This is a genomic window from Sphingomonas sp. (assembly GCF_036269755.1).
Taxonomy (GTDB): Bacteria; Pseudomonadota; Alphaproteobacteria; order Sphingomonadales; family Sphingomonadaceae; genus Sphingomonas.
Genome location: NZ_DATBDV010000006.1, coordinates 1 through 11,925 on the forward strand (window position 1 = coordinate 1; position 11,925 = coordinate 11,925).

The window sequence follows — 11,925 nt, forward strand, 5'->3', positions numbered from 1 at the left end:
CAGCGGCGGGTTCACGCATAGCGCGGGCGAGGTCATCGCGACCTATACCGGGAGCACCTGGCTGATCCAGGGCGACAGCGACGGCGACGGGGTCGCCGACCTCTCGATCCAGGTCGACCAGGCATCGAGCTATGCGTGGAGTGCTGCCGACTTCCACCTCGCCCCCGCTCCGAACGCGCTGGTGCTGCCGATCGACAGCGTGACGAGCAACGACATGCTGGTGGTCAGCATGGACGTGCTGTCGTCGGGCCAACCGGCGCCGGCCAGCAACGATACCGACACGTTCGGGCTGCACCACCTGATGCTCGACCACGTCTCGCAACCCGGTTACGACCACATCGTGTGATCGACAGACAATAAGGGACCGCTCTCATGCCCACCGACCCCGCGCCGGCACCCGCGCCGACCCCCGACACTCGCCAGCCCTGGACCCCGCCGGTCATCCACGCCATCCGTGCCGGCGACGCCCAAGCCGGACCCACACCCGTCATCCCAGAAGGCCCTCTCGCGTTCGGAAGCTGAAGGGGGGCAGGGCGGCCGCTTCGACCGGAGCTGAGTTCGCGAGCGTGGCCGCACGACCAGCCATTTCGTGACGCTGGCTTTCGACAAGGTTCTGCCCGACAAGCGAGCGGACGCTGCGCCCGCCAAGCGCCGCGCGGCTGCAAAGCGAGGGGGCTTATCAAGCGCGTTCATTTAGCTTCGCTGCTTTTAGCTGTGGGCATGCCGCTGGGCGCATGTTCGAAGCTCGCGGGCGATGGGCGGAGCGAAGCGTCGGACGAGGCCTTGCGAGCTTGTGCGAACCTTGCTCGCGCGCCGATGGCCGAGATCCCCGGCGGCAGCTTCACGATGGGCGACGACCCGCGCTATCCAGAGGAGGGGCCGCCGCGGCGTGTTTCGGTCAAGAATTTCTGGATCGACACGCACGAACTGACCAACGCCGAGTTCGCGCGGTTCGTGAAGGCGACCGGCTATCGCACCATTGCCGAGCGCGACCCGCCGGCGACGCCGGGGGCGCCGCCTGAAATGCGCTTACCCGGATCGGCGGTGTTCTCGACGCCGGACGGAGGCGATCCCCGCTGGTGGCGCTGGGCGGTCGGGGCGCAATGGCGGCATCCGTCGGGGCCAGGGACCGAAATTGCCGGACGCGGCAGCGAGCCGGTGGTGCAGATCGCCTATGCGGACGCTGCGGCTTATGCCCGCTGGGCGGGCAAGCGGCTTCCGACCGAGGCGGAGTGGGAATATGCCGCGCTGGCCGGTGGCAAGGCGCTGCCCGAGCCGGTCGATGCGCGCGGGACGCCGCAGGCAAACTATTATCAGGGCGTGTTCCCGATCCGCGACTTGGGCCTCGACGGGTTTCGCGGCCGCGCGCCGGTCGGTTGCTTCAAGCCTAACGCTTACGGGCTCTACGACATGATCGGCAATGTGTGGGAATGGACCAGCGACGCCGGCGGGCGGCGCGACACCGGCCTCATCAAGGGGGGCTCGTTCCTGTGTGCGGCGAATTACTGCGCGCGCTATCGCCCCGCCGCCCGCCAGTTCGAGGAGCGCGGGCTGGGCACCGACCATATCGGCGTGCGCTTCGTCAGTGATTGGCCCGTGGCGCCGCGTTGACGGCCTGTCCATATTATGGCACGATGAGTGCCAATAAAAATGTCGTTGAGGGGAGAGCGGCAATGCATGTGTTGAGGACGCCGGACGAGCGCTTCGCCGATCTCGCTGATTATCCCTTTGCCCCACATTATCTTACCGTCACCGATGCCGACGGGACCGATCTGCGAATCCACTATATCGATGAGGGGCCGCGCGACGCTTCGCCGATCCTGCTGATGCACGGTGAGCCGAGCTGGTCGTATCTCTACCGCAGGTTCGTGCCGAATCTCGTCGGGCGCGGCCATCGTGTGGTGGCACCCGATCTGATCGGGTTCGGCAAGTCGGACAAGCCCGCCGCACGCGACGATTACACCTATGAGCGGCATGTCACCTGGATGAGCGATTGGCTGACCGCGCTCGACCTCTACGACATCACCTTGTTCTGTCAGGACTGGGGCGGGCTGATCGGCTTGCGGCTGGTCGCGGCGTTCCCCGATCGCTTCGCGCGGCTGGTCGTGTCGAATACCGGGCTGCCGGTCGGCACCGGATCGTCGGCCGGGTTCGACGCGTGGCTGGCGTTCAGCCAGAACGTCCCGCTGTTCCCGACCGGCGCGATCGTCAATGGCGGCGCCACGCGCGAGCTGAGCGCGGCCGAGATCGCGGCCTATGACGCGCCGTTCCGCGATGAACGCCACAAGGAAGGCGCGCGGCAATTCCCCAAGCTGGTGCCGATAACACCCAAGCATCCCTCGGTCGCCGAGAACCGCGCCGCATGGGCCGTGCTCGAGACGTTCGAGCGGCCGGTGCTCACCGCGTTCGGCGACAAGGACGCCATCACCAGCGGGGGCGAGAAGGCGTTCATGGAGCGGATTCCAGGCGCGCGCGGGCAGCCGCATCGGATCATCGCCGGCGGCGGGCACTTCATCCAGGAAGACGCGCCGGAGGAGTTGTGCGGACTGATCGACGATCTGATTCGCGCCGACGCGGGAGCGCTGGCGTGAACTACGCGAACGCCATCTTCCCCGGACCCGAGCAGACGGCAGCCTTCTTCGGCGGCGGCGAAGATGGTGCGTTCGTGATGGTCAATCTGCTCAAGTTCAAGGACCGCGCCGAATATCCCGACGGCAGCGAACCCAGCCTGTCGGGCCGCGAAGCCTATGCCCGCTATGGTGCCGCGGTGCAGGCGTGCCTCGCGGCGGTCGGCGGCAAGTCGCTTTATGCCGGGGCGGTGACCGACCTGTTGCTCGGCGAGGTCGAAGACCTGTGGGACATGGTCGCGCTCGCGCAATATCCATCGCGCGCGGCGATGATGGCGATGGTGCAATCGCCGGAATATCAGGCGATCGAGAAGCACCGCGTCGCCGGGCTGGCGGGGCAGCTCAACATCCGCACCAAGCCGATCGGCGGCTGATCAGCCGACGGGCAGCCGGTCGAAATCGATCGTGCGCGAGCCGGCAGGCAGGCTGAACATCATCCCGTCCTCGCCGACGATGATCGGCCCATCATAGAGCTTGCGCGCGTCGCCGAGGAATGCCGGGTACATCATCCGCGACGGCAATTGTGGGATGATGTGGCTGAACACCAGATAGCGCACGCCCGCCGTCTGCGCTTCGCGCGCGACCATTTCGGGCGACGCGTGGTAGCTCAATATGTCGCGGGTGATCTGCGCGGTGCCGGTGATCCCGCGCCTGGTCAGCGCGACGGTCATCAGCTTGACCAGCTTGGGCTGCAGCCCTTCGTGGATCAGCAGGTCGACGCCCCGCGCCGCCGCGACCAACGCGGGACTCGCGGTCGTGTCGCCGCTCATCACCACCGATCGACCCTTATAATCGAAGCGATAGCCGACCGCCGGATCGACCGGACCATGATCGACGCGAAATGCGGTCACGCGCAGACCGTCCTTGGCGTAGACCAATACTCGGTCGTTCGATCCGCGCGGCGGGATGGCGAAGGGCAGGGCAACGCCGCCAGCGCCCGATGGCGGCGCGATCACCGGCCCGTGATGCGCCGTGCGATAGCCCGAATCGAGCGCATAGGCCGCGTCGTATCCCGCCACGACTCGATCGACGCCAGGCGGCCCATGGATCGGCAGCGGGCTGGTGGCGCCGTTGCCGGTCCAGCGCAGCAGCATCATCGGCCCGAGCCCGTCGATATGGTCCGAATGGAAGTGCGTCAAGAACACGCCCTCGATCGCACCGTTGGGAATGCCCATCAGCGAGATGTTGCGCGCGCCGCCTTCGCCCGCATCGACGACGAAGATGTGCTTGCCAGCAATGATCACGGTGCACGCGGCCGCACGGCTGGGATCGGGAAGCGGTGAGCCGGTGCCGCACAGCGCAACGTGCAATCCGTCAGGCAAGCCCTGTGTCCGGTCGAGACCGGCGCGATCGGCAAACACCGCGCCGAGGATCTTCGCGCCGATCGGGCGCTGGAACGCTGCGATGGCCGCGATCAATGCGACCATTGCGGCAATCGCCCCGAATAACTTTGCCCGCATTCCTCTGCCCCCTTGCGCCACCGATGCAGCCATATTGTGGCATTAGCAATGCCGAAACATTGCACCCGGCGCGAATGGTGATAGACTGGCGCCAACTTAAGGGGGGACGAGGATGCGAAGCGGGGTACGCGCCGTGGTGGCCTTGGTCGGGGTGTTCAACCTGATGCTCGGGCTTGGCTTCCTGATCGACCCGGCGCAGGCGGGGCTGCGTTTCTTCCTGGCATCGCTCGGCACGCAGGGGCTGGCGACGATGCGCGCCGACTTCACTGCTTTTTTCGTGACCGGCGGGACGTTCGCGTTGATCGCCGCCTGGCGCGCGCGGCGAGCGCCGCTGCTGGTGCCGCTGATGCTGCTCGGCGTCGCGATCGGCGGGCGTGTGATCAGCCTGATCGCGGACGGCGCGCCGGGAAAGGCGTTCATGCCGATGATCGCCGAAGCGGTGATGATCGTCATCCTGGCGTTCGGCTGGCGCTATTTTGAAGACGAGGCGGCGCGATGAAGCGCTGGGTCAAGATCACGCTCGGCGCCGTGGCAACGCTCGGCGTCGCAGGATATCTGTCGAAGGATTATGTGTTCCTTCACCTGCCCGGCTGGCTCGCGCCGCGCGTCTATGACAATCGCCCGGTAAATTGGCAGAAGGGCCCGGCGACCGCCGCGGTGCCGGTCGACGAGCGCCCGCCCAATATCGTCCTGATCGTCGCCGACGACCTCGGCTATAACGATATCAGCTTCAACGGGGGCGGTGTCGCCGGCGGGCTGCTCAAGACTCCGAACATCGACGCGATCGGCCGCGATGGTGTCACGTTTTCAGACGGTTATGCCGGAAACGCGACTTGCGCGCCGAGCCGCGCCGCGTTGATGACCGGACGCTACCCGACGCGCTTCGGCTACGAATTCACCCCCGCCGAAACGCACCCGCCGGCATGGTTCCCCTCCAGCCTGATCCGCACCGATGTAACCTTCGCGCGCAACATCGCGAGCTTCCAGACCGATTGGGAACACAAGACGATCTTCGACGAAGATGCCGCGCGCCAGCCGGCGACGACCGCCGACAAGGGCGTGCCGGCGAGCGAGATCACCATCGCCGAATTGCTGCGCGGCCGCGGCTATCACACCGTCCATCTCGGCAAGTGGCATCTGGGCGATGCCAAGGGCATGCGGCCCGAGGACCAAGGCTTCGACGAGAGCTTGGGCTTCATGATCGGCGGCCAGATGTATCTGCCCGAAAACAGCCCCGACGTGGAGAATTCGAAACAGGATTTCGATCCGATCGACAAGTTTCTCTGGGCCAATTTGCCGTTCAGCGTGCAATATAATGGCGGCGACCGATTTCGGCCGAGCAAGTACATGACCGACTATCTGACCGACCAGGCGGTCGCGACGATCGACGCCAACCGCAACCGGCCGTTCTTCCTCTACCTCGCCTATAACGCGCCGCACACGCCGCTCCAGGCGTCGAAGGCGGATTACGATGCGCTGCCGCAGATCGCCGACCACCGCACGCGAGTCTATGCGGCGATGATCCGCGCGCTCGACCGCGGCATCGGCCAGGTAATGGCCGAACTGAAGGCGCGGCGGCTAGACCAGAACACGCTCGTCATCTTCACCAGCGACAATGGCGGGGCGCATTATATCGGGCTGCCCGACATCAATCGGCCATATCGCGGCTGGAAGGCGACATTCTTCGAAGGCGGCGTGAAGGTGCCGTTCTTCATGCGCTGGCCGGCGCGGATCAAGCCGGGCAGCCGGTTCGACGGACCGGTCAGCCACTTCGACATCTTCTCGACCGCCAGCGACGTGGCGGGGGCAAAGCAGCCAACCGACCGGCCGATCGACGGCGTCGACTTGCTGCCGTTCATCACGGGCGCAAAGACTGGAACGCCGCACAACACCTTGTTCTGGCGCAGCGGGCCGTACCGGGTGGTGCGCGATGGCGACTGGAAGCTGCAATTGCTCGACCTGCCGCACGTCGCTTTGCTCTACGATATGAAGGCCGATCCGACCGAACGGCGCGACGTTGCCGCGCTCCATCCGGATGTGGTGGCGCGGCTCAAGGGTCTGATCGCGCAGCACGATCGTGAGAGCGTAAAGCCGGCCTGGCCCTCGCTGATTCGCTCGCCGATCGCGATCGACCGTCCGCTCGGCACCAAGCCGCGGCCCGGCGAAACCTACATCTACTGGTCCAATTGATGCGCCAATCCGACGCCCAGCAGGACGGCCGCCGGCGGCGATCGCAAACCAGCCGTGACAAGATCGTCGCGGCGATGCTTGAGCTCGTTGCCGAAGGGCGGATCACCCCGAGCGCCGAAGAGGTCGCGGCGCGCGCCAAGGTGGGCCTGCGCACCGTGTTCCGCCACTTCGCCGACATGGAAAGCCTCTACGCGGCGCTGACGCACACGCTCGCCGAGCAATATGAGATGTGGCTGATCCCGTTCGAATCAAGCCACTGGCGCGAGCAGTTGATCGAAGTGATCGAGCGCCGCACCGCGACTTACGAACGCCTGCTGCCGTTCAAGTGCGCCGGCGACGCGCACCGTCACATGTCGCCGTCGATGCAGAATCAATATGCGCGCGTGCTGGGAATCATGCGGCAGCGCCTGCACTCGTTCCTGCCGCGGTCGATCGTCGAGGATCCGACGCGTTTCGAGCTGATCGACCTGATGCTCAGCTTCGAGGTCTGGCAGCGGCTGCGCGGCGAGCAGCAGCTGGAAAGCGACCAGGCGCACCGGATCGTCAGCGCGGAGATTCTGCGCCTAGCGGAGGAGTCCTGAGCTCTCGCTATAGAGAGGTTGCCGACGTCACGCCGGTTAAGCGAAGTTTGGCAATTACTTGGCTCCGCATGGCAAGTCTCGAGACAGCCGGCGAGCGCGATTCCGCCACCCCGTTGATTACACTGCGAGTCGCGTCGCACGCGATTCCCGCCAAGCCTGTCCCAAATTTTTTCCGCACGGACAGCAAGTATTAAACTTTGACGCAAATTCAGACGCTTAAAAGCAAGCTACAATTCGCGACCTCGAACGAAATCGCCTCCGGGAGTGCTTCCACTCCGGCCACAAACGGCTTATGGTGTCGCACCGGTTTACCATCAGGGGGTATCATGAAAAGTTCGATCAAGCTGCTTTACACCGCTGGCTTCGCGCTGGCGGGCACCGTTGCGTTCGCGTCGCCCGCTTCGGCGCAAGCGACTCGGACATGGGTTTCCGGGACTGGCGACGACGCCAATCCCTGCAGCCGTACCGCGCCGTGCAAGACCTTTGCCGGTTCGATCTCGAAGACCGCCGCGGGCGGCGAGATCAACTGCATCGACGCGGGTGGTTTCGGTGCGGTGACGATCAACAAGTCGATCACGATCCTGTGCGACGAGACTGAGGCCGGCGTGCTTGTCTCGGGCACCAACGGCATCGTCATCAACGATGGCGGCGCTGGCACGGCTCAGGTGACGCTCAGCGGGCTGGATCTGGAAGGACTCGGGTTCACGACCTCAGGGTCAGGGATTCGCGGGGTATGGTTCATCTCGGGTGCGTCGCTGGTTGTGCGCAACAGCACCATCCGCAACTTTCGCGACGCCACCAACGGCACCGGCATCGCCTTCACGCCGAGCACGACGGCGAAGCTGTTGGTTGATAACGTCTCGGTCACGGGCAACGGCAACGGCACTGCGGGCGGCGGTATCGTCATCCAGCCGACCGGCAGCGGCAGTTCGAAGGCAACGATTACCAACAGCCGCATTTTCAACAATGGCGGAACTGGCGTTTTGACGAGCGCTGTCGGGCTGACCGCCGGTACGGCGCTCTACACCGAAATTCGCGGCAGTGAGATTTCGAATAACAACGCCGGGGTGGGTGCGATCTCGCCACCATCGACGCGCAGCGTCATGGTGACGACCGTGCATAGCACGTCCTCGCAGAATACGCTGTACGGCGTCCTCAGCAACGGCTCGAGCGCGCAGAACCGGTTGTCGGACGACGTGATAAACATCAACGGCACCGGCGTTCAGTCTGCGGCGGGCGGTTTCTTGCTTAGCTACGGGGACAACCTGCTGTTCGGCAATACCACCGACGGCACGTTCAGTTCGACGCTCCCGAAGCAGTGATCGACCGGGCGCCGGGCTCCCCAGCCCGGCGCCCTACCGGTCCGCGGCCCTGCGACGTCGCAGCGTGCCGGACAAAAGAAAAGCCCGGCGACCAAGCCAGTCGCCGGGCTTTCTCGTAAGGGCGATACCGCCCTGACCGATCGTGACTACGAAAGGCTGGCTTCGTTGGTGAAACCGCCTGACGTTTCCGCGCTTCCAGCCAGGAAACGATCCACCGCCGGACGTTCCCAGGTGGGACGCGGTGCAGGATTGCGAGTGCTTACGTCCCGCTTAGGCTCATTGGTCATGCGTTCGTCCCCTGTTAAATTCGAACTCGAAACGGACATAACATTCGATCTGCCGTGCTGCCAAGGATTAATTGCGCATCCGCTTCCGGACGAGCCGCACATTCGCGGACGCAGCTCACGCGTTGCTGCCTGAAGCCTTGCGCATGAAATGGCCGCTGGTGACGCCGCGCGCGAGCGCCTGACGATACGGCATGTCGATGTCGGGCCGGTTCCATCCGCCGTCCGGCCACTGCTCGATCAGGCGCAACATACGCTCGACGTCCAGCGCGGTCGCCGCGGCGGGCACGTCCGCCAATCGGGATACCTCGTCGCGCAAGTGTTCGCGCGCCGCGGTCAGGCCTTCGTGCCAATCGATGGATTGTGCTCCGCGTCTTCGTTCCGACAACACGGCTGGCGGCAAGCGATCGGCCAGCGCATCGAGCGCGAGTGCGCGTGGCCGCCCGTCGCGCAGGAACATCTCCATCGGCACCGAAAGGCAGAACTCGATCAGCCGCCGATCGGTGCTGACGTCGCGAATGTCGGTCCCCCAGCCGGCGAGTGCGCCCTTCTGGTTATTGCCGAAATCAACTCGCCGCAGGATCCACAGACGCGTCTCGAACCCGTTCCGCCGCGGCCGATACGACAGGTCGAGCGCATGCTCGCGCGCGCGTCGCTCGATCCCCAGTTCGTTGAAGCGGCGCATGTTGCTCGCGGTGTAGACCGACACGTCCGGGACGGGGTGGTTCTTGGCCCGATTGAGCGCGCGCCACATGGCATCGGGAAGCCAAGGCCCGAACGCCTGGACTAAGGCGCCCCCCGCGCGCATGCCCGTCTCGCGCATCGTCGCCCGCGCGGTTTGCCACAAGCGAAGCCAGTGCAGCTTGGCGGCCTGCTCGGCGAACAGCTCCAGCCCCGCATAGCTGAAGGTCGCGTTGCCCATCGTTGCCGAGAGCACGACCCCCGCGCCGCGCTTCTGCGCCGCGCCGTTGATCGCGTTCCACCAATGCTGAATGTCGCTGTTCAACAGCGGTCGGTCGAACAGGTAGAAGTCGCGGTCGAGATCGTCGAGCATCGTCCGCGCACCGGTCCTGACCGTGACATGCTCGACATTGGGATAGAGCCCGGCGGTCGCCGCGGCGAGCGCGCTTTCGTCGCCGATGCGATTGGCGGGAACGAAGCCGTCATAGCCCGCCCGCGGTGCCGAAGTGAACGCGAGCACCCGACCCCCGCTTTGCGCCATGAGCCGCGCCGCCGTCGCGGTCGTCGCCCCGCTATCGAGCCCGCCGCTCAAATGCGTGGCGACAAGGCCGTTAGTCCCGCGCAGACGCGCCGCAATCGCGCGGTCGAGCTGTTCGCGGAGCGCTTCGGCATAATCCGTCGGCCTGCCGAGCTTCAACAGTCCGGGCGAAGGCTCCCAATGGCGCGTCGTTGCCACGCCGGAGCGCGAGACCGTGACGATCTGCCCCGCCTCGACCCGACTGACGCCTTCGTAAAAGCTGCGCGGGCCGTATTCCGGCAGCAGCGCGAGGAATTCCGCATTGCGCACCGCGTCCGGCGCGCGCGGAACCCGCTCGAGCGCGTGCAGTCCCTTGGGCATCGACGCAACCGCCACGAACCCGTCCGCCAAGTGATAATGGAGCGCTCGGCCGCCGATATGGTCGCGGGCGAGCACCAACTGCTGCTCGGCCGAGTCCCATAACACGAACGCATAATCGCCCGCGATATGCTCGAACAATGCGCTGCCCCAGCGCTCCCAGGCGCGGAGCAGGAACGCGGAATCGGGCAGCATCACGGAGTCTTGCGGATCGATCGCCAGCGCGCTCGCCAGGTCGTCGCGATTGTCGAGACGCACGTCCGCGACGAGGACGAAGCGTCCGCCACCGCCGACCAGCGGCTGGCGGTCGTACCGGTCCTCCGCGAGCAATTGATAGCGGCAGCAGCCCAGCGCGATCGCGCCATCGTCCCAATCGACGTTGCCGTGTGGCCCGTACATGCGTTGTGCGGCCATGATGCGGCCGCAATCGGCAAGCGCGTCGGGCCGGCCGTCGATGTTCCAGATCGCCGCCAAGGCGGTCATTGCCTGTCCGTCCCCCAAACGCCCAACTCGGCGGAAGGCTTCGAAGTCGCATCGCGCGCCGCGCCATGCAAGCCGCTTTTCGATTCGATCCACGATGGCTAGGGACGGCGGATGCCGAGCGAGGTCCGCCATTATCGATTGTTCGGCCTGACGCTGGCGTCGGCGATCGAATTACCCGACTTGCGCGAAGTGACGGAGTCGCGCCCGGACGTAACGATTACGATCGGTGAGGTGCCGATGCCGGCGCAATTGTCGGAGGTCGGGCTCAACCTCGTCGACGACGCTGCCGTCCTGCCGGTCGTTGGTGCGGGTCGCTATCGCGTGCGCGGCGGCACATCGATCCAAATCGATCCCGAGCCCGGCGCACCGGCCGCGAATATCCGACTGTTCCTGCTTGGCTCTGCGATGGGAGCGTTGTTGCACCAGCGGGGGATGCTGCCGCTCCACGCCAATGCGATCGACGTCGGGGGCAGGGCGATCGCCTTTATCGGCCGGTCGGGGGCGGGCAAGTCGACGCTCGCCGCCGCGTTCCACGACCACGGCTGCGCGCTCCTGTCGGACGATATCTGTGTCGTGACCGAGGGCCCCGACGGCGGCCAGTGCGCCCAACCCGGAATCCCGCGCGTGCGGTTATGGCGCGATGCGGTCGAACGCAGCGGTCGAGACGCCGCTGGCCTGGATGTTGCTTATGCCGGGGTGGAGAAATATGTCCTGCAGATCGGCGAGACCTACGCCGATACGCCGCTGCCGCTCGCCGCGATCTACGTGCTCGCCGAGCCGGATGAAGGCGATGCTCCCCCCGAAATCGCGCCGATCACGGGCGCCGCGGCAATCCGCGCACTCGCCGTCAACACCTACCGCGGCGCGTACGTGCCCCTTGTCGGCAGTCCGGCGGACCATTTCGCGCAATGCCAAGCGCTAGTCCGCGACGTTCCGATTTTCCTGCTTCGTCGTCCCTGGCGCGCCGATCGGATCGACGAGACCGTCCGCCTGGTCACCGCGCAAGTTGCGCGTGTCAGCGAGGATCGCCACTTTCCGAAATAATCACGATGCCGTCGCTCGACAGGTCTTGCAGCAGGTCGCGGACATCCGCCTCGCACGTCGCGGGATCGACCTCGAACTCTTCGGCCAACGCCGCGCAAATCTCCGCGAACGACCGGGGCTGCTCGATCAACTGCCAAGTCCGCGTCGCGGTCGCGTTGAACCCGTAGCACATGCCGTTGCCGATATGCAGGCCGACGATCTCGCCATCCATTTCGGCCTCGATCAGCCCGGCGCCTCGCCGCACCAGAATGTTGCTCGTATCGCTCCAATCCATCGCGCGCTTCCAGCATAACGGGGTGCGACGTTCAAGTTCGGCCGGGCGCATGGCGGCAGGAAACCCGTTGCGGGACTCGTCCGG

11 protein-coding genes and 1 pseudogene are annotated in these 11,925 nt (G+C 65.7%); 9 read left to right on the forward strand and 3 right to left on the reverse strand.

All coding sequences use genetic code 11. From position 1 onward, the window contains the following. The 4 genes and pseudogenes from VH326_RS05985 to VH326_RS06000 form a co-directional block, all read left to right on the forward strand. Nucleotides 1-346: pseudogene (locus tag VH326_RS05985) on the forward strand (hypothetical protein); the annotation flags it as partial. Nucleotides 347-816: 470 nt separating this feature from the next. Further along, nucleotides 817-1,611, forward strand: a complete 795-nt coding sequence (locus tag VH326_RS05990) for an SUMF1/EgtB/PvdO family nonheme iron enzyme (protein ID WP_329630895.1) — start codon at nucleotides 817-819, stop codon at nucleotides 1,609-1,611. A 62-nt stretch (nucleotides 1,612-1,673) separates the two neighbouring features. Further along, a complete protein-coding gene (locus VH326_RS05995) occupies nucleotides 1,674-2,591 on the forward strand; it encodes a haloalkane dehalogenase (RefSeq protein WP_329630896.1) in 918 nt (305 codons plus the stop codon). Then, entirely contained in the window at nucleotides 2,588-3,001 is a 414-nt protein-coding gene (locus VH326_RS06000) for a DUF1330 domain-containing protein (protein ID WP_329630897.1), read from the forward strand. Before VH326_RS05995 ends, VH326_RS06000 begins: the two co-directional genes overlap by 4 nt. Here VH326_RS06000 and VH326_RS06005 read toward each other — a convergent pair whose 3' ends face one another. Continuing rightward, a complete protein-coding gene (locus VH326_RS06005) occupies nucleotides 3,002-4,054 on the reverse strand; it encodes an MBL fold metallo-hydrolase (protein ID WP_329631004.1) in 1,053 nt (350 codons plus the stop codon). It abuts the gene before it with no gap. 145 nt (nucleotides 4,055-4,199) lie between these two features. Here VH326_RS06005 and VH326_RS06010 point away from each other — a divergent pair, with 145 nt between their 5' ends. The 4 genes from VH326_RS06010 (at nucleotide 4,200) to VH326_RS06025 (ending at nucleotide 8,180) form a co-directional block, all read left to right on the forward strand. After that, on the forward strand, nucleotides 4,200-4,586 hold the full coding sequence (locus VH326_RS06010) for a hypothetical protein (RefSeq protein ID WP_329630898.1): 387 nt from the start codon (nucleotides 4,200-4,202) through the stop codon (nucleotides 4,584-4,586). After that, the gene (locus VH326_RS06015) at nucleotides 4,583-6,277 is read left to right on the forward strand and encodes a sulfatase-like hydrolase/transferase (protein ID WP_329630899.1); all 1,695 of its coding nucleotides are present in this window, start codon (nucleotides 4,583-4,585) and stop codon (nucleotides 6,275-6,277) included. The genes VH326_RS06010 and VH326_RS06015 overlap by 4 nt, the downstream gene beginning before the upstream one ends. Beyond that, nucleotides 6,277-6,858 (forward strand): TetR/AcrR family transcriptional regulator, encoded by a 582-nt coding sequence (locus VH326_RS06020; RefSeq protein ID WP_329630900.1) that lies wholly within the window; start codon nucleotides 6,277-6,279, stop codon nucleotides 6,856-6,858. The genes VH326_RS06015 and VH326_RS06020 overlap by 1 nt, the downstream gene beginning before the upstream one ends. A gap of 326 nt (nucleotides 6,859-7,184) precedes the next feature. After that, nucleotides 7,185-8,180, forward strand: coding sequence for a hypothetical protein (locus VH326_RS06025; protein WP_329630901.1), 996 nt, complete (start codon nucleotides 7,185-7,187; stop codon nucleotides 8,178-8,180). Between the two features lie 402 nt (nucleotides 8,181-8,582). Here the strand turns inward: VH326_RS06025 and VH326_RS06030 are convergent, their stop codons facing one another. Continuing rightward, nucleotides 8,583-10,523: an asparagine synthetase B family protein gene (locus VH326_RS06030; RefSeq protein ID WP_329630902.1), complete on the reverse strand. Its 1,941-nt coding sequence runs from the start codon at nucleotides 10,521-10,523 to the stop codon at nucleotides 8,583-8,585. Nucleotides 10,524-10,634: 111 nt separating this feature from the next. Between VH326_RS06030 and VH326_RS06035 the strand changes: the two genes are divergently transcribed. Next, nucleotides 10,635-11,567 (forward strand): hypothetical protein, encoded by a 933-nt coding sequence (locus tag VH326_RS06035; protein WP_329630903.1) that lies wholly within the window; start codon nucleotides 10,635-10,637, stop codon nucleotides 11,565-11,567. Here VH326_RS06035 and VH326_RS06040 read toward each other — a convergent pair. Further along, complete coding sequence (locus VH326_RS06040) at nucleotides 11,539-11,841, reverse strand: PqqD family protein (RefSeq protein WP_329630904.1); 303 nt, start codon at nucleotides 11,839-11,841, stop codon at nucleotides 11,539-11,541. The genes VH326_RS06035 and VH326_RS06040 overlap by 29 nt on opposite strands. Nucleotides 11,842-11,925: the final 84 nt, after the last annotated feature.